The sequence below is a fragment of the Pseudomonas sp. F220 genome, from assembly GCF_057813935.1.
Map to the genome: position 1 here is coordinate 71,068 of NZ_JBVASJ010000023.1, position 17,822 is coordinate 88,889.

Consider the following 17,822-nt stretch of genomic DNA (forward strand, 5'->3'; position numbering starts at 1 on the left):
GAATAAGAAGCTATTTATTAAGACCTTAAAAGAATATGCACGCAAATCTAATGTGGGAGAGGGCCGGGCGACGCTGCGCTTGTCCGCGAAGAGGCCCCCAAGGACAACCCATCAAGCCTGGGCGGTTCGTACCTCTTCCCCCACCACCTTCTCCTTGCGCATAAATCGATTCGCCCGCCCAAACGTCCCAAAATCATTAAAGCGTACGCCCATTTCCGCCATCACTTTATGCGCTACCGGCGCGGTCATCTGGCGGAGGTAGAACGGTTCTTTCACCACAAAATGATGGATGCCGTGGGTGCTGCCGAAGTTGAAGCAAAATGCCTGCAACGGCCACATCCACCACGGGTTGAGAATCTGCGTCTGCTGGATCACGTTGCCAGGCTCCACGTCGCCGTAGTAATGCATGTTCGAGCTGACGAAGTGCAGGCAGAAGGTACGCAACACGTTCGGACCGATGATCACCACCGCCGCGATATCGATCACCTGCATCACCGATAAAGTGGTCGCTGACCATTCGATAGGGGCACCGAGCAGACTGGCGATGCCGTTGGCTGCATGAAACCCGAGAAACACATACCACGCGCCCCAATGCAGTAACGCCAGCGGTGCGTAGACCCTCAGCGTGCGTTTGATGATGCTGATCTTATGCGCCCAGGTTTTGGCTCGCAGCATGCGGATAAATGCCGACATGATGTTGTCACCGATCATCAACAGACGTGCGAAACCCCAAGGCTCGCCGTTGGTGATCGCGCGCTCTTCCATGTCGGTTTCAGTGCCGGAAACCTTGTGATGATTGAGGTGCAGATGGCGGCGAATCCACGGATTGATGGTGCTCGGCCGCGCTAGCCAGACCAGCGCCAGCATCAGGTTGTGAGGCACCCGCTGCTTGCGAAAATACATGCAGTGAATCAGGTCGTGCTCAAGTTCGTGGGTCAGTGAGGCGAAAAATGCATTGAGCAGCAGGCAGACCCACCAGGCCATATGACCCGTGAGGTAGAGCGCCGCCGAGCCGATCATCCCGGCCAGTGCAAAGGCCAGGATGCCCACGCCGAGGGCGTCCTGATGGTTAAGAATCGGGTAGCGTTTGCGCAATTCAACGCCTCGGGCCAGCACCACTTCACGAATATGCGCTGATCGTTGTTGCGCATTCAGGCGCGCGGGACTTGCAGAAGTACCCTGCATGCTTCCATCCTCTGGTTATTGATGTTCGCATCCTGCCCTGCTCACCTGCGCAGGGCTCTAGCCGTGAACGCCAACCTGTTGACCGGAAGCGCCAATCATCATGATTGAACCCACCTCCCTCGCCAGCTGGACCCGCGCTCTGCGCAAACAACTCGACGCCTTGGGCCTCGACAGCGATGCACTGTGCCGCGAAGCCGGGCTTGACCCACAGTTGATGGACGACCCGAACGCCCGTTATCCGTTGTCCGCCACCACGCGGCTGTGGGAAGTGGCGGTCAAAGCCAGCGGCGATCCGGCGATTGGTTTACGGGTCTCACGCTTCGTCAGCCCGACCACGTTTCACGCGCTGGGTTATGCGCTGGTGGCCAGCGGCAGTTTGCGCGAGGTATTCGAACGGATCGTGCGTTATCACCAGGTCGTCAGCGATGCGCTGGAACTGGAATTGAACCTGCATGGCGACCGCTATTGCTTTCATTTGAAGGTGCCTCAGGGCAGCCCGGCGCCGGCGTTCGAGGCCATCGACGCCTTCGCGGCGATCTATGTCCGTACCTGCCGTAACCGTCTGGGTCGAGATTACGCGCCGCTGGCAGTGTATCTGCGTCGGCCGGAACCGGCGGATCCGAAGCATTGGCATACGGTGTTCCGCGCGCCGATCTTTTTTGCCGCCGAGGAGGACCGACTGGAGTTCGCCGTCAGCGATTTCGACAGTCATCTGGACGACGCCAACCCGGAACTGGCCGAACACAATGAAACGGTGCTCAAACGCACCCTGGCGCAACTGCAACCGCTGACGTGGGAACGCAAGGTTCGCGCCGCCATTGAGGAGCAGTTACCGGAAGGCGAACCCTCTGCCGAACGCATCGCCCAAGCCTTGCACCTGAGCCTGCGCAGCCTGCAACGGCATCTGGCAGATGAGGGTTGTCGTTTTGATGCCTTGCTCAATGAGTGTCGGGAGAACCTGGCGCTGCTGCACCTGCGCGATCCGCAATGCTCGCTGAGCGAGATCAGCTATCTGCTGGGTTTCGCCGACACCAGCAGCTTCAGCCGCGCGTTCAAGCGCTGGACCGGGATGACGCCGGGGCAGTTTCGGGATGGGTTGCGGTGAGGGGGGGGTCAGGTAGGGCCCAATCGCGGGCAAGCCTCGCGCCTACAGGCAAAGCGAAACCCTTGTAGGAGCGAGGCTTGCCCGCGAAAGCAATGGCATAGGCACCGCTGAAATCAGGGATTACTTATCCCGTGCGCGCCGCAGCAACTTACGCACCCGCGCCACCAACTCATTCACCGCAAACGGCTTGAGCAAATAATCATCGTCATGCAGTTCAAGATCCCTTAGCCGGTCTTCAATCCCGTCTTTGGTGGTCAGGAACAACACCGGCGTCGCGCCGCGCTGACGAATCTGCTGCAGCAATTGCCAGGCATTGAGCCCGGGCAACATCACGTCGAGGACGATCAGATCGTACTCAGGCTGCTCTTCGATAAGGCGTCGTCCCTGCATCCCGTCAACCGCCACATCCACCGCATAACTCGCCTCGCTCAGGCCTTGAGCCAGAAGCTTTGCAGCCTCGGGCTCGTCTTCCACTAACAGCAAACGCATGGCACACCTCGATTAATCGTAGACACAGGCTAGGCGCCTTGGCGGCCATTTCCCATCACTAACGGTTATTTCGGATGAGCCGGCTCGATTACACCTGCGCCGCCACACGCAATTTCTCCAGGTCGACCACCTCGATCTCGCCATAACTCAGATTGAAGATGCCCTGGCTCAGCAACGCCTCCTTGCCCTGTTCACTCACCGCACCAATGCGCGCCGAGCCTTCATGCACTGCATACAAACCACACGGCAGATCACAGCACTTGAACAACCGTTGCCCCGGCGACAGGCGCCGCACTTTGGTGGCGGCCAGCAGACTATCCTGTAACAAGGCAGGTAAATGGTTGAACCACTGACCGCTCAACAAGCGCGCACGCCAGGCCTGCATATCCATGAGAATTCGACAGAGCGAAGACTGAGTGCATGGCATGATCGAACTCCCTACAGGAGGAAAGAACAATGAAAAGCCTCGTTGACCATCTCAGTCAATACGCCGCTTACCACCGTGATCCGCGCAATATCGCCAGCCACTTTGTTGGTATCCCGCTGATCGTGGTCGCTGTTGCGGTGCTGCTGTCACGCCCGCAATGGCCCGTGGCCGTGTTCTGGGTGTCTCCAGCGGTGCTGCTGGCATTGGCGTCGACGTGGTTCTATTTACGCTTGGAACTGCGCTTGGGGGTGCTGATGACAGCCCTGCTTGGCCTGTCCGTTTGGCTTGGTCATATTCTCGCGCAGGAAAGCACGTTCGTCTGGCTCGGTAGCGGAATCGGCATGTTTGTAGTCGGCTGGGCGATCCAGTTTGTCGGCCACCACTACGAAGGCCGCAAACCGGCGTTTGTCGATGATGTGTCGGGATTGATCATCGGCCCGCTGTTTGTCGTGGCCGAACTGGCGTTTATGGTTGGCTTGAGACATGACCTCAAAGAGCAGATTGAGGCGCGGGCGGGTTGTGTGCGGGTCAATCCGAAACGCGCTGCTGTGTAGATCGCAATCGTCGGAACGCCGCCCGGAGCAAGCTCGCTCCCACAGTGGATCGGTGCTGACCACAAATCCTGTGGCCAACCGAAAACCCTGTGGGAGCGAGCTTGCTCGCGAAGCTTTTGCTTTTAGAGGTTGGCGACTTTCTGCCAGACCTTGGGCTTGAAGAACAACGTCTCACCCTTGGCCAGACCGACCAGGCTGTCGTGGTCTTTCACCACTTCGGCTTCAATCAATTCGCTCTGACCTTCGACTTTCAGCGTCACCCGGGTAGTCGCGCCCAGCGGGCGAATATCCCGCACTTGCGCGGCATGGTGGTCTTCCAGTTCATGGCGCGACAGCGACACTTCGTGGGGGCGGAACAGCACATGCTTGTCTTCGCCCAAGTGCAAACGGTTGGAGTCACCCAGGAAGTGATAAACGAAATCGCTGGCCGGGTTTTCATAGACTTCACCCGGCGAACCGATCTGCTCGATCACACCCTTGTTCATCACCACGATGCGGTCGGCGACTTCCATCGCTTCTTCCTGATCGTGGGTCACGAACACCGACGTCAGGTTGATGTCTTCGTGCAGCCGCGCCAGCCAGCGGCGCAGTTCTTTACGGACCTTGGCATCCAGCGCACCAAAGGGTTCGTCCAGCAGCAGGACTTTCGGCTCCACCGCCAGAGCGCGAGCCAGGGCAATACGTTGACGCTGGCCACCCGAGAGCTGTTCCGGGTAGCGATCGGACAACCAATCCAGTTGAACCATGTTCAGCAGTTCGTGGACTTTGACCGCGATCTGGCTTTCCGTCGGACGCTGGTTTTTCGGCTTCATGCGCAGGCCGAACGCGACGTTGTCGAACACCGTCATGTGGCGGAACAAGGCGTAGTGCTGGAACACGAAACCAACGTTGCGATCACGCACGTCGTGCCCGGAGACGTCTTCGCCGTGAAAAACGATGCTGCCCTCATCCGGGGTTTCAAGGCCGGCGATGATCCGCAGCAAGGTGGTTTTTCCGCAGCCGGACGGGCCGAGCAGCGCCACCAGCTCACCGCTCTGGATGTCCAGATTGATGCTGTTCAGGGCCTTGAAGGCGTGGAAGTTCTTGCTGACATTACGGACTTCGATCGACATGATTTATTCCTCCGCCACGCTGGCGCGCAAACGGTTAATACGGTTCTCGCTCCACTGCTTGAGCAGCAGGATGAAGAGCGCCAGGATCAGCAACAGACTCGCAACAGCAAACGCCGCGACGTGGTTGTATTCGTTGTAAAGAATCTCGACGTGCAGCGGCAGCGTGTTGGTCACCCCGCGGATGTGCCCGGAAACCACCGAGACCGCGCCGAACTCACCCATCGCCCGTGCGGTACAGAGCACCACGCCGTAGATCAGGCCCCATTTGATGTTCGGCACAGTGATATGCCAGAACATCTGCCAGCCGTTGGCGCCCAGCAACCGCGCGGCTTCCTCTTCCTGAGTGCCCTGCTCCTGCATCAGCGGGATCAGCTCCCGGGCTACAAACGGCACGGTGACGAAGATGGTCGCCAATACGATGCCGGGTAGCGCGAAGACGATCTGGATGTCGTGGTCCTGCAGCCAGGGGCCGAAGAAGCCCTGGGCGCCGAACATCAAGACGTAGACCAGACCTGCGATCACCGGCGACACCGAGAACGGCAAGTCGATCAGCGTGACCAGCATGCTCTTGCCGCGGAACGAATATTTGCTCACGCACCACGCGGCGCTGACGCCGAACACCAGGTTGAGCGGCACCGAAATCAGCACGGCGATCACCGTCAGTTTCAGGGCCGATAGCGCATCCGGCTCGAAGATCGCGGTGAAGAATGCACCGAGTCCGAGTTTCAAGCCTTGGGACACCACGATAAACAGCGGCAACAACAGGAACAGGGCAAAGATCAGCCAGCCGAAGCCGATCAGGATGCGCCGCGAGGTGGCACTGCCACGGCGGGCAGCGTTGGCCGAGGAAGCGGCGGCAATAGACGATTGGGACATGTTCCGGGCCTCCTTATGGGGTTTCGATGCGCCGCTGCAACAAGTTGATCAGCAGCAGCAGGACGAAGGAAACCACCAGCATCAGCACGCCGATGGAGGTGGCGCCGGTGTAGTCGTATTGGTCGAGCTTGACCATGATCAGCAGCGGCAGGATCTCGGTTTTCATCGGCATGTTGCCGGCGATGAAGATCACCGATCCGTACTCGCCGACACCACGGGCAAACGCCAGGGCGAAACCGGTCAGCCAGGCAGGCAGCAAGGCCGGCACGAGGATGTAGCGGAACACCTGCAACGGCTTGGCACCCAGGCAGGCGGCGGCTTCTTCGACTTCACGAGGGATGTCGGCCAGAACCGGCTGCACCGTACGCACCACAAACGGCAGGGTGACGAAGGTCAGTGCCAGCGTGATACCCAACGGGGTGTAGGCGATCTTGAAGCCCATATCGGTAGCAAACTGTCCGACCAGCCCGGTCGGCGCATACAGGGCGGTCAGCGCGATACCGGCCACGGCAGTGGGCAGCGCGAACGGCAAGTCGATCATCGCGTCGATGATCTTGCGGCCGGGGAAGGTGTAGCGCACCAGCACCCAGGCCAGTAACGTACCGATGATGCCGTTGATGATCGCAGCGTACAGCGCCGTGCCAAAGCTCAGTTTCAACGCAGCCAGCACGCGTGGTGCCGAGATGATCGCCCAGAACTGATCCCAGGTGAGTTGAGCGGCATGCACGAACATCGCCGCCAGGGGTATGAGCACAATCAGGCTGAGGTACACCAAGGTGTAACCCAGCGTCAGCCCGAAGCCGGGTATGACGGGGGAGATACGACGCGACATAAAAGTCCTTGGATAACGCTGTTAACGCACGATGCCCGGAGATGAATCCCGGGCTCTTTGCTGGCTACTGAGCGACAGGCTCCGCTGATTACTGAGCCGTGTATATCTGGTCGAACACACCACCGTCATTGAAGAATTTCGGTTGGGCAGTTTTCCAGCCACCGAAGTCTTTGTCGATAGTCACCAGGTCCAGTTTCGGGAACTGCCTGGCGTACTTGGCGGCCACATCCTTGTCACGCGGACGGTAGAAATTTTTCGCCGCGATCTCCTGACCAGCCGGGCTGTACAGGTGTTTCAGGTACGCTTCGGCGATCTCGGCGTTGCCCTTTTTCTCGGCGTTCTTGTCGACGACGGCCACGGGTGGCTCGGCGAGGATCGACAGCGAAGGCACCACGATATCGAACTTGTCAGCGCCGCCGTCTTCTTTCAGCGCCAGGAATGCTTCGTTTTCCCAGGCCAGTAACACGTCACCCTGACCGTTGTTGACGAAGGTGATGGTCGAACCGCGAGCGCCGGTGTCCAGCACCGGAACGTGCTTGAACAGCTCTTTGACGTATTCCTGAGCCTTGGCTTCGCTACCGCCGGCTTTCAGGCCATAGGCCCAGGCAGCAAGGAAGTTCCAGCGTGCGCCACCGGAGGTTTTCGGGTTTGGCGTGATCACTTCAACGCCGTTTTTGGTCAGATCGCCCCAGTCCTTGATGCCTTTAGGGTTGCCCTTGCGCACCAGGAACACGATGGTCGAGGTGTAAGGGGTACTGGCCTCTGGCAGACGCTTTTGCCAGTCAACCGGCAGGGTCTTGCCGAGCTTGGCGATTTCGTCGATGTCACCGGCCAGGGCCAGGGTCACTACGTCGGCACGCAAGCCATCAATCACCGCCCGGCCTTGTTTGCCCGAGCCGCCGTGGGATTGCTGGATTTTCACATTGTCGCCAGCGTGGTCTTTCTTCCAGAAGTTGACGAACTCAGCGTTGTAATCTTGATACAGCTCACGGGTCGGGTCGTACGACACGTTGAGCAGCTCATAATCCTTGGCAACCGCGGAACCGGCAAAAATGGCGCTGGCCAGAGCAGCCAGCGCGTAACGGCGAATCGGCGACATAGTGAACGCTCCTGAAATTCTTGGGGTGTTGGCTTTTCTTATGGATTCTGGAATCGGGTTGCGTCGGAAAAGATCGCAGCCTGCGATCTTTTGATCGTTGACTTGTAATCGCTTCAGCCCGGTTTGTTACCAGGGTTCTGCAAACGGAATTTTTCTTTGCGTTCGATCTGTACCACTTGAGCGTTGTGCACAGTGATCTCCACTGCCCCAAAGCGCAGGTCGCGCAATGCGCTCTGGATCTCGCGCAAAATGGTTGCTTCGTCCTGGCCGTCAACGCTACGTAGAGATGCGCTCATGGTGCTGCTCCTTCAATGAAATGTGCCTGGCAGTGGCGGCACTGCTTGCGGCTTGAGAGCAATAGTAGATAGGCGCAGATATTCTTAAAAATACTATTTAAGAATGTTTATATAACCAGAATTGATTATTTGAATTGACGAGGGGTTGCGCAGAGAACACTTGTAGGAGCACGGCTTGCCGGCGATGGCGTCCTTGAGATCGCCATCGTCGGATCGCCGCCCGGAGCAATCGAGCGTCGACCGGCTTGCTCCTACAAAAGGACTTGCCGAATCACCGGCGCTCTCGCCCAGTCCAGTTGTTGCGCCGGAACCGGCCGTCCAAACCAGTAGCCCTGGCCGAGATCACAGCCATGCTCAAGCAGAAACCCCGCCTGCTCGATCTGTTCAATGCCTTCGGCGTGCACTTGCATGCCCATGCTTTGCGCCAGGGCGATGATCACCCGAACGATGGCTGCATCGTCGTCGTCCCAAGGCAATCCGGCGACAAAGCCCTGATCGATCTTGAGTTTCTGCACCGGTAACCGTTTAAGCCGCAGCAGCGATGAATAGCCGGTGCCGAAATCATCGATCGCCAGGCGCAAGCCCAATTCGCGCAGCCGGTGCATTTGTTCCAACGCCACTTCCGGATCGTCCATCACCGCACTTTCGGTGACTTCCAGCTCCAGAAAGGCCGGATCCAGGCCCGTGTCGTGCAGCACCTGCGCAACCTGCTGATACAGCTCGCGGCGAGCGAACAAACGGCTTGAGACATTCACCGCGACAAACGACAACACCACTCCTGCCTTCAACCATTGGCACATCTGCTGACAGGCTTGCTGCATAACCCAGGCGTCGATCTCGGCAATCAGCCCGGTGCGTTCGGCAATCGGAATGAACTCACCCGGCGCCACCAGCCCACGCTCCGGATGCTCCCAGCGCACCAAGGCCTCAACGCCGATCAAACGGCTGGACTGCAAGTCATGCACCGGTTGGTAGTACACCCGCAGTTCATGCTGCTCGAGGGCGCGGCGCAATTCGCTGGCCATTTCGACCCGGTGCTGGGCATGGGCCGTCAGTTCTTCGGTGTACAGCGCATAGCCTTCACGCCCCGAGCTTTTGGCCTTGAACAGCGCCGAATCCGCATTGCGCAGCAATTGCCCGGCGCTCAACGCATCGCTGGGGAACAGACTGATGCCGATGCTGGCGTTAATAAAGAGTTGGTGCCCGTCGAACCGGAACGGTTCTTTCAGGCCCTCGATAATCCGCTGGGCCAGCGCTGCCGCCTGCATCAATTGCGGGCAACTCTCGGCCAGTACGGCAAACTCATCGCCGCCCAGCCGCGCCAGGGTAATCCCGGGGCCGAACATGCCTTGCAGACGCTCGGCCACGGCCTTGAGCAATTGATCGCCGACGCTGTGACCGAGGCTATCGTTGATGAGCTTGAAGTGATCCAGATCGATCAACAACAAAGCACAGCCGCGCTTGTGGATCTGCGCCGAGGCCAGCGCCTGTTCAGCCCGATCGGTAAACAGCAAACGATTGGGTAAGTCAGTCAGCGGATCGTGGTGCGCCAGGTGGGCCAGTTCATGCTCGGAGTCCTTGATCGCGCTGATGTCCGAGAACACCGCCACGTAATGGCTGAGCCCACCGTGATCATCGTGTATGACCCGAATGGTCTGCCATTGCGGGTAAATTTCGCCGCTTTTTCGCCGATTCCAAATCTCGCCGCTCCATTCGCCGACGCTTTTCAGGGACTGAAACATCGCCTCATAGAAGGCCGACGGATGATGGCCAGACTTGAACATGCTCGGCTGGTGACCAAGTACTTCTTCACGTTGGTAGCCGGTAATTTCCATGAACGCACGGTTCACGTGGACGATCAGCCCCTTACAGTCGCTGACCAACACCCCTTCGCGCGTGCAATCGAACACCGCCGCTGCCTGACGCAAACGCTGGCGGTCCTCACTGCGGTCGCGCAAGGTTGCGCCGATACCCAGAAAACCCAGCAATCGCGCACGGGCAATGAAGATCAGTCCGGCACTGAATACTGCCCAAACATAGCCGTTGATCAGATGCCAGCGGACCAGATCAGTCGAATCATCGAAGAAACTGTTCAATAAATGACCAGTGAGTAGCAGCCAGAGTGCTGACAACAGCAGGTAGAGCAGAGCTGCACGCAGAGCCGCGCGATAAGAAACCGACATATGGCAGCCAATATCCCTTCGAAAAGCCTGGAATTATAGAGGAAAGAAACATCCAGCCACTCTTATCTGAAAGGGCGACTGGTTTTATCTGCGGGCTGAGTGATAATGCGTCCGCTGTTTTCATTTTTATCGAGGGCCATACAGCCTATGTGGTACAACGGTTTTCTCGACTTGTCGCCTTGGCAACTGGTGGCAGTCACCCTGTTGATGACCCACGTGACCATTATCGGCGTCACGGTCTATCTACACCGCTATTCAGCCCATCGCTCTCTGGAGCTCAATGCTGGCCTGAAACATTTCTTCCGCTTCTGGCTGTGGCTGAGCACGGCGCAGAACACCCGCGAGTGGACCGCTATCCACCGCAAACACCACGCCAAATGCGAAACCGTCGATGACCCGCACAGCCCGGTAATCAAAGGTCTCTCCACCGTTTTGCGCAAAGGCGCCGAGCTGTACCGCGCTGAAGCCGAAAACCCCGAGACCCTGCGCATCTACGGCAAAAACTGCCCGGACGACTGGATCGAACGCAACCTCTACACCCGCTACCCGCTGCTGGGTGTGGCGATCATGGGCGTCATCGACCTGCTGCTGTTCGGCACCATCGGCATCACCATCTGGGCGATCCAGATGATGTGGATCCCGGTCTGGGCCGCCGGTGTGGTCAATGGCCTGGGCCACGCCGTCGGTTATCGCAACTTCGAATGCCGCGACGCGGCGACCAATCTGGTGCCTTGGGGCATCCTGATCGGCGGGGAAGAACTGCATAACAACCATCACACCTACCCTAACTCCGCCAAACTGTCGGTGAAGAAGTGGGAGTTCGACCTCGGTTGGGCCTGGATCCAGGTCTTCAGTTTCCTGCGTCTGGCCAAGGTTCAGCGGGTCGCGCCAATCGCCCACCGGGTCGAAGGCAAAGGCCATCTGGACATGGACACTGCCATGGCGATCCTCAACAATCGTTTCCAGATCATGGCCCAGTACCGCAAATTGGTCATCGCACCGCTGGTCAAACAGGAACTGGAAAGGGTCGATCACTCGGTCCGTCACCAGTTCCATCGGGCCAAACGTCTGCTCTCGCGGGAAACCAGCCTGCTGGATGACAAGCACCATCTGCGTATCCAGACCATGCTTGAGCACAGCCAGGCATTGAAGGTCATTTACGAGAAACGCCTCGCCCTGCAGCAGATCTGGGTCAAAACCAGTACCAACGGTCATGACATGTTGGCGGCGATCAAGGATTGGGTTCACGAAGCCGAGGCCAGCGGGATTCAATCGCTGCGCGACTTCGCCCACCAGTTGAAAACCTACTCGTTGCGCCCCGCCTCCGCCTGACACCGTTGATCGGTGCGCCCCGTTCGTGGGCGCACCCTCCGGAACTTCGCTGCAGATCCCCTATCTCAAGAATCAATTCGCCATCCAGGCGGGCTATGTTGTGGTCGCTTTCGAACCTTGAGCGGCACGCCCTTTGAGATCTGTGCCGATGGCCCATAAGAATCTACAAACTCCATCCTCTCAACCATGGCCCGATGCTGCACAAACGCTGCTTGCATTGATGCACGCTCAGGGCGAAGTCGCGCGGCTGAGCGAGCGTGAAAAACTGTTCAGTTCGTTGCTGGTGAGCGTCAATGCAGTGCTTTGGGCTTTTGACTGGGAAGCTCAACAAATGCTGTATGTCAGCCCGGCGTACGAACGCATCTTCGGCCGCTCTGCCGGCTTGCTGTTGGCCGATTACAACGAATGGCGCGACAGCATTTACCCGGACGACCTCGAGTACGCCGAACGTAGCCTGGCCGAGGTTTTACACAAAGGCGCCGTCGAAGATCGCGAGTACCGCATCATCGCCGCCGACGGTCAGTTACGCTGGCTCAGCGATAAATGTTTTATCAACCGCCAGGCCGAGCCCGGGCAGCCAGTGATCGTGGTCGGCATCGCAGAAGACATCACTGAAAAAAAGCAGCTGGAGACCGAGCTGCAACACCTGGCCACCACCGACGTTCTGACCCAAAGCAGCAACCGCCGACACTTTTTCGAATGCGCCAATCTCGAATTCGAAAAAGCACGGTTGCAGGGTTCACCTCTGGCCTTTCTGCTGTTGGATATCGATGATTTCAAGGTTATCAATGACACCTACGGCCACCCAGAGGGCGACCTGGTGCTGCAACGCATCGCCGAAAGTGGCCGCACAGCCTTGCGCCGCGGCGACCTGTTCGGACGTATTGGTGGCGAGGAATTTGCGGCCGTCTTCCCCGGCTGCGCGCCCGACATGGCAAAGCAAGTGGCCGAACGTCTGCAACGGGAAATTCAGCGCCTGAGCTTCAACCACGAAGGCCAGACCTTCGGCATCACCGTGAGCCAGGGTTTGACCAGCCTCACCCCCAAAGACCAAACCATCGACAACCTGTTCGCCCGCGCCGACGCGGCAATGTATGAGGCCAAGCGCCAGGGCAAGAACCGGGTTGTTTCGGGGTGAAAGCCAAACCTAATGCAGGAGCGAGGCTTGCCCGCGATGGGAGCGCCTCGATTTGAATGGATCATCGCGGTGATGCTATCGCGGGCAAGCCTCGCTCCTACAGGGATTGCGTCATCCTGAAGATGGAATCGTCTTCGAACAACTTAGCCTTTACGCAACCGCATTAACTCCGGCAAGCCGATTTTGAGCAGGCGCGCGGTTTTGCTTCTGGCGATCTCCTCAACGCCCTCTGAAGGCGTCAGACGGGCCAGTTGTGCCGAGATGTTCATCACTAGCGCTTCGCGGGAATACACCCCACCACCGAGCTGGTAGACCGCAGCGATCAGCTCGCGCAGCTCCAGCGGCAAACGCCAGCGCGTGCGCAACGCCGAACCGTAGGCGGCTCCGAATGCCTCAAGCGCATCACCGATCTCCTCTTGATCATCCAGCTCGCCGCCAGCCTGCTTCCATTCTTGCAAGCACCTCAGTAGCGCCAGATCCCCCAGACGATGCAGCATGCCGGCGCAATAGCAGCGCTCCTGATCCAGGTCCAGCAAGCGCGCTAGCGTGCGGCCGTATTCCGCAGTGTGCAGCGACAGCCCCCAGTAACGTTCAGCGTAATCGGCCAGCGCCGGATCACTGACGTGGGCGCTGCGTTTGAGCGTCAGGCCGAGAATCAGGTTCATGCTTTGCCCGGCACCCAGCCTGTGCAACGCCTGGGACAGGGTCTGCACAGGGTCGCCATGGTGCTGCGCAGCACTATTGGCGGCGGCGATCAGCACAGCAGTGATCTGCGGATCAGTGCGGACTTCCCCTTCCAGCAGTTTCAGATCCAGCCCGTTAGGGTTGAGGCTGCGTTTGACCGCCAACTGCACGTCGGCCAGCAACGGCGCGCCGTCAGCCACTTCACGCCGGCGCTCAAGAAAAATCGATAAAGTCATGCCCGGTGCCAATGCCGGAGCCTCACACGAGACCGACTGACCTGGAGTCAGCAGCAGATCCTGCAGCCGCTGGGTCAGGCTTTCAATGTTCAAGGGTTTGGTCAGATAAGCCGTAGGCGCCAGCGGCAAGACTTCGTGCACGCTGGCGCTGTCATTGCGGCTGCTCATCAGGATAAACGGCAGCACCGGGTTACGCCGATGCTGGCGCACGCTATGCAGCAAACCCAGGCCATCAACACCCGGCAACTCCCAATCGGCGATCACCAGGTCATAAGGGTTCTCGCTCAACAGCTCCAGCGCCTCTTGCCCGTCAGCACACACATCCAGCCGCGCGTCGCAGCGCACACTCAACAACACCTGCTTGAGCAGGTCACGAGACCAAGGGTCCGCCTCGGCAATCAGCACTCGTGGTACAGCAGGTAAATCAACCGCAGTCATCAGCACGCTCCAAAGGCAATGCTTGCACCTTAGCCAATGCCGACACTTCGATACAGCGCAAAACCCGAGATGCACCGACAAACCCATAAAAAAACCCGCCGAAGCGGGTTTTTTGTCGATCAGGTCACAGCCAACGATCAGAGCTCAGAGAAGCACTCTTCGATGATTGCCAGACCTTTGTCCAATTGCTCGTCCGGCGAAGTCAGCGGCACCAGTACGCGCAACACGTTGCCGTAAGTACCGCACGACAGCAGGATCAGACCCTTGTCGCGAGCCTTGGCCACAACCGCTGCCACTGCAGGAGCATTCGGCTTGTGGCTGTCGCCGTCGACGAACAACTCGACCGCGATCATCGCGCCCAGTGCACGCACTTCGCCGATCACCGGGTATTTGGCTTGAATGGCTTTCAGGCCAGTCACCAGACGCTCGCCGACGGCTTTGCAGCGGTCCAGCAGGTGCTCTTCTTCGAACACTTCCATCACTGCCAAAGCAGCGGCGCAAGCGATCGGGCTACCGGCGTAAGTGCCACCCAGGCCGCCTGGAGCGATGGCATCCATGTATTCGGCTTTGCCGCAAACACCGGCCAACGGGAAGCCGCCAGCGATGGATTTGGCGAAGGTGGTCAGGTCGGCAGCAACGCCCATCTGTTCCATAGCGAAGAAGGTGCCGGTACGGCCAGCGCCGGTTTGCACTTCGTCAGCGATCAACAGGATGCCGTGCTGGTCGCACAAGGCGCGCAGACGGGCCATGAACGCCTTCGGCGCGACGTAGAAACCGCCTTCGCCCTGGACTGGCTCGATGATGATCGCGGCGATGTCACGAGGTTCAGCGTCGTTCTTGAAGATGCGTTCGATGCTGGCGATCGAATCATCGATGCTCACGCCATGCAGTTCGTTCGGGAACAGCGCGCGGAAGATGCCGCCTGGCATCAGGCCCATGCCGGCAGAGTAAGGCACGACTTTACCGGTCAGGCCCAAGGTCATCATGGTGCGACCGTGGTAAGCGCCGGTGAAGGCGATCACGCCAGCACGGCCAGTGGCAGCGCGAGCGATTTTCACTGCGTTTTCGACGGCTTCGGAACCCGTGGTAACCAGCAGGGTTTTCTTGGCGAAGTCACCCGGAACCTTGGCGTTTATTTTTTCGCACAGCTCCACGTACGGCTCGTAGGCCAGAACCTGGAAGCAGGTGTGGGTCAGCTTGTTCAGTTGCGCAGTCACGGCCGCGATGATTTTCGGGTGCAAGTGACCGGTGTTGAGTACCGCGATGCCGCCGGCGAAGTCGATGAACTCACGACCTTCAACGTCGGTAACGGTGGCGTTCTTCGCCGACTCGGCGAAGATCGGGTGAATCTGGCCAACGCCGCGCGGTACAGCGGCTTCGCGGCGTTTCATCAGGGATGCGTTAGTCTTGCTCATAATGTCCTCATTTGCCGCTCATCGGTCGGCGTAGTTCAAGGAGTACGCGGCGGGGAGGCAACTACGGCAGCATGCGATGATCGACTGCCACAGCTTTCCCGGCCACAAAGAAAAATCATTTGAAGCGCAGAAAGGGGACAGCGCTCTCGTGCCCCTCTCCGCTCAATACATTGCCGGGGTTAGATGCCCAGGCAGAGGTATTTGATTTCCAGGTAATCTTCGATGCCGTACTTGGAGCCTTCACGGCCCAGGCCCGAGGCCTTGATGCCGCCAAACGGCGCGACTTCGTTGGAGATCAACCCGGTGTTGACGCCGACCATACCGTATTCCAGGGCTTCAGCCACACGGAACACACGGCCCAGGTCACGAGCGTAGAAGTACGAGGCCAGACCGAATTCGGTGTCGTTGGACATCGCGATCACTTCGGCTTCGTCTTTGAAGCGGAACAGTGGTGCCAATGGGCCGAAGGTTTCTTCCTTCGCCACAGCGGCATTCTTCGGCACGTTGATCAGAATGGTCGGCTCGAAGAAGTTGCCTTCCATGCTTTTGCCACCGGCCAGCAGGGTCGCGCCTTTGCTGAGGGCGTCAGCAATGTGCTCCTGAACCTTGGCCACGGCTTTTTCGTCAATCAGCGGGCCAGTGGTGGTGCCGTCTTCCAGACCGTTACCGATTTTCAGCTTGGCCACCGCCACTTTCAGCTTCTCGGCGAACGCGTCGTAAACCGAATCCTGAATGTACAGGCGGTTAGCGCAGACGCAGGTCTGACCGTTGTTGCGGTACTTGGAGATGATCGCGCCTTCGACGGCCTTATCCAGATCCGCGTCGTCGAACACGATGAACGGTGCGTTGCCGCCCAGTTCCAGGGACACTTTCTTGATGTCCTTGGCGCATTCGGCCATCAGCTGGCGACCGATTTCGGTCGAGCCGGTGAAGGACAGTTTGCGCACGATCGGATTGCTGGTCAGCTCGCTGCCGATGTCGCCGGCGCTGCCAGACACCACGCTGAACACGCCTTTCGGAATGCCGGCACGATGGGCCAGTTCAGCCAGGGCGAATGCCGAGAAAGGCGTCTGCGAAGCAGGCTTGAGCACCATGGTGCAACCCGCGGCCAGAGCCGGGCCGGCCTTACGAGTGATCATTGCAGCCGGGAAGTTCCACGGGGTGATTGCAGCGGTCACGCCGATTGGCTGCTTGATCACGATCAGGCGCTTGTCCGGCTGGTGACCAGGAATCACATCACCGTAAACGCGCTTGGCTTCTTCGGCGAACCACTCGATAAAGGAAGCGGCGTAAACGATTTCGCCCTTGGCTTCGGTCAATGGCTTGCCCTGTTCCAGGGTCATCAAGCGAGCCAGGTCGTCCTGGTTTTCGATAATCAGTTCGAACCAGCGACGCAGCTTGTTCGCGCGGTCCTTGGCGGTCAGTGCACGCCAGGCCGGCAGCGCTTTGTCAGCGGCTTCGATGGCACGGCGAGTTTCGGCAGCGCCCATTTTTGGCACGGTGCCCAGAATTTCGCCCGTTGCCGGGTTGTTAACCTTGATCGTCTGACCATTGTCCGCATCGACCCAAGCACCATCGATATAGGCTTGTTGGCGGAACAACTGGGTGTCTTTGAGCTGCATGTGGGCTTTCCTTAACAGCACCGCGCGGGGCGGAGCGAATTATTGATTGTAGAAAGGCGCCTCAAGGGCTGCCGTCAGGAAGTTCATTCACCGGCCGAAGCACATAAATAGCGCACATAATGAAACTCGCGCGGTTCAGCACCCAGACAAGAGCGTTTGAAATCTCAAACGAATCCTAGGATCAAAGGGGGTAAAGGACAATAGGCTGTTCGAAAAAAAGAACGAAAACGCCGCTTTTGCTAAATTTTTCTGATCAACGTAGCAAACGGCCGTTTAGCGGCCCAAAAAATCAGACGATTCAGCAGCATGGACGCCCGCAATGCATATGAGTATCATGGCGCCCGCATTGCACCAGTAGCTCAGCTGGATAGAGTACTGCCCTCCGAAGGCAGTGGTCGTGGGTTCGAATCCCGCCTGGTGCACCAACCATATGTTTCCACATGTTCCTACATGACCGGAAACACCCCAAGAAGCCCGCCCCGTGCGGGCTTTCTTGTGTCTGGGTGTATCTGAATGCACCCGTACAGCATTGCACTCCGTGTATGCCTCCTTGTATGCTCGCATAATATTTGAAACTGGGGCATACAAAATGAAACGTTCGGAGATTAAGCGCCGCCCAATGGCCGATACCACCCTGGCCAGCCTTGAGCCCGAGGCAAGCACCTACCGGGAGCTAGTGTCCTGTCTCTTAAATAAGTTTCTAGCCTGAGCTATGCTTCTGTGGTCAGTCAGTACTTGGAGTGATCACATGAACTCTCAGGACATCGTGCTCAGTGAAGACGAACAAATTGAACTGAGT

At 58.5% G+C, this 17,822-nt stretch carries 15 protein-coding genes, 1 tRNA gene and 1 pseudogene; 5 read left to right on the forward strand and 12 right to left on the reverse strand.

Going from position 1 to position 17,822, the window contains the following annotated elements; all coding sequences use genetic code 11:
• Positions 1-111: 111 nt before the first annotated feature.
• Complete coding sequence (locus ACZYSM_RS19340; RefSeq protein ID WP_489073589.1) at positions 112-1,185, reverse strand: fatty acid desaturase; 1,074 nt, start codon at positions 1,183-1,185, stop codon at positions 112-114.
• 100 nt (positions 1,186-1,285) lie between these two features.
• Here ACZYSM_RS19340 and ACZYSM_RS19345 point away from each other — a divergent pair, with 100 nt between their 5' ends.
• Positions 1,286-2,290: an AraC family transcriptional regulator gene (locus ACZYSM_RS19345; protein WP_489073591.1), complete on the forward strand. Its 1,005-nt coding sequence runs from the start codon at positions 1,286-1,288 to the stop codon at positions 2,288-2,290.
• Between the two features lie 120 nt (positions 2,291-2,410).
• On the opposite strand, the gene ACZYSM_RS19350 is transcribed toward ACZYSM_RS19345, so the two are convergent.
• Positions 2,411-2,779 (reverse strand): response regulator, encoded by a 369-nt coding sequence (locus ACZYSM_RS19350; RefSeq protein ID WP_489073593.1) that lies wholly within the window; start codon positions 2,777-2,779, stop codon positions 2,411-2,413.
• A gap of 166 nt (positions 2,780-2,945) precedes the next feature.
• A pseudogene (locus ACZYSM_RS19355) lies at positions 2,946-3,170 on the reverse strand (Crp/Fnr family transcriptional regulator); the annotation flags it as partial.
• A gap of 65 nt (positions 3,171-3,235) precedes the next feature.
• On the opposite strand from ACZYSM_RS19355, the gene ACZYSM_RS19360 reads away from it, so the two are divergent.
• Positions 3,236-3,760, forward strand: a complete 525-nt coding sequence (locus ACZYSM_RS19360; RefSeq protein ID WP_489073595.1) for an Mpo1 family 2-hydroxy fatty acid dioxygenase — start codon at positions 3,236-3,238, stop codon at positions 3,758-3,760.
• A gap of 122 nt (positions 3,761-3,882) precedes the next feature.
• Here ACZYSM_RS19360 and ACZYSM_RS19365 read toward each other — a convergent pair whose 3' ends face one another.
• The 6 genes from ACZYSM_RS19365 to dibA all read right to left on the reverse strand — a co-directional run bounded on the left by ACZYSM_RS19365 (position 3,883) and on the right by dibA (position 10,158).
• Complete coding sequence (locus ACZYSM_RS19365) at positions 3,883-4,872, reverse strand: sulfate/molybdate ABC transporter ATP-binding protein (RefSeq protein ID WP_489073597.1); 990 nt, start codon at positions 4,870-4,872, stop codon at positions 3,883-3,885.
• Between the two features lie 3 nt (positions 4,873-4,875).
• Positions 4,876-5,748 (reverse strand): sulfate ABC transporter permease subunit CysW, encoded by an 873-nt coding sequence (gene cysW, locus ACZYSM_RS19370; RefSeq protein ID WP_489073599.1) that lies wholly within the window; start codon positions 5,746-5,748, stop codon positions 4,876-4,878.
• 13 nt (positions 5,749-5,761) lie between these two features.
• A complete protein-coding gene (gene cysT / locus ACZYSM_RS19375) occupies positions 5,762-6,580 on the reverse strand; it encodes a sulfate ABC transporter permease subunit CysT (protein ID WP_489073601.1) in 819 nt (272 codons plus the stop codon).
• 88 nt (positions 6,581-6,668) lie between these two features.
• Positions 6,669-7,679, reverse strand: coding sequence for a sulfate ABC transporter substrate-binding protein (locus ACZYSM_RS19380; RefSeq protein ID WP_489073603.1), 1,011 nt, complete (start codon positions 7,677-7,679; stop codon positions 6,669-6,671).
• 113 nt (positions 7,680-7,792) lie between these two features.
• Positions 7,793-7,975 carry a sulfur starvation response protein OscA gene (gene oscA, locus ACZYSM_RS19385; RefSeq protein ID WP_028943833.1) on the reverse strand — a complete coding sequence of 61 codons (183 nt, stop codon included), beginning with the start codon at positions 7,973-7,975 and terminating at the stop codon, positions 7,793-7,795.
• A gap of 251 nt (positions 7,976-8,226) precedes the next feature.
• Entirely contained in the window at positions 8,227-10,158 is a 1,932-nt protein-coding gene (gene dibA / locus ACZYSM_RS19390) for a phosphodiesterase DibA (RefSeq protein ID WP_489073606.1), read from the reverse strand.
• Positions 10,159-10,305: 147 nt separating this feature from the next.
• Here dibA and desA point away from each other — a divergent pair, with 147 nt between their 5' ends.
• Positions 10,306-11,490, forward strand: a complete 1,185-nt coding sequence (gene desA / locus ACZYSM_RS19395) for a delta-9 fatty acid desaturase DesA (protein WP_489073608.1) — start codon at positions 10,306-10,308, stop codon at positions 11,488-11,490.
• A 148-nt stretch (positions 11,491-11,638) separates the two neighbouring features.
• Positions 11,639-12,628 (forward strand): GGDEF domain-containing protein, encoded by a 990-nt coding sequence (locus ACZYSM_RS19400; protein ID WP_489073610.1) that lies wholly within the window; start codon positions 11,639-11,641, stop codon positions 12,626-12,628.
• A 143-nt stretch (positions 12,629-12,771) separates the two neighbouring features.
• On the opposite strand, the gene ACZYSM_RS19405 is transcribed toward ACZYSM_RS19400, so the two are convergent.
• From ACZYSM_RS19405 to gabD, 3 genes are all read right to left on the reverse strand, one after another.
• Positions 12,772-13,986: an HDOD domain-containing protein gene (locus ACZYSM_RS19405; protein WP_489073612.1), complete on the reverse strand. Its 1,215-nt coding sequence runs from the start codon at positions 13,984-13,986 to the stop codon at positions 12,772-12,774.
• Positions 13,987-14,123: 137 nt separating this feature from the next.
• Positions 14,124-15,401 carry a 4-aminobutyrate--2-oxoglutarate transaminase gene (gene gabT / locus ACZYSM_RS19410; protein ID WP_489073614.1) on the reverse strand — a complete coding sequence of 426 codons (1,278 nt, stop codon included), beginning with the start codon at positions 15,399-15,401 and terminating at the stop codon, positions 14,124-14,126.
• Between the two features lie 179 nt (positions 15,402-15,580).
• A complete protein-coding gene (gene gabD, locus ACZYSM_RS19415) occupies positions 15,581-17,023 on the reverse strand; it encodes an NADP-dependent succinate-semialdehyde dehydrogenase (protein WP_489073616.1) in 1,443 nt (480 codons plus the stop codon).
• Between the two features lie 348 nt (positions 17,024-17,371).
• Here gabD and ACZYSM_RS19420 point away from each other — a divergent pair.
• A tRNA-Arg gene (locus ACZYSM_RS19420) sits at positions 17,372-17,448 on the forward strand.
• Positions 17,449-17,822 lie beyond the last annotated feature (374 nt).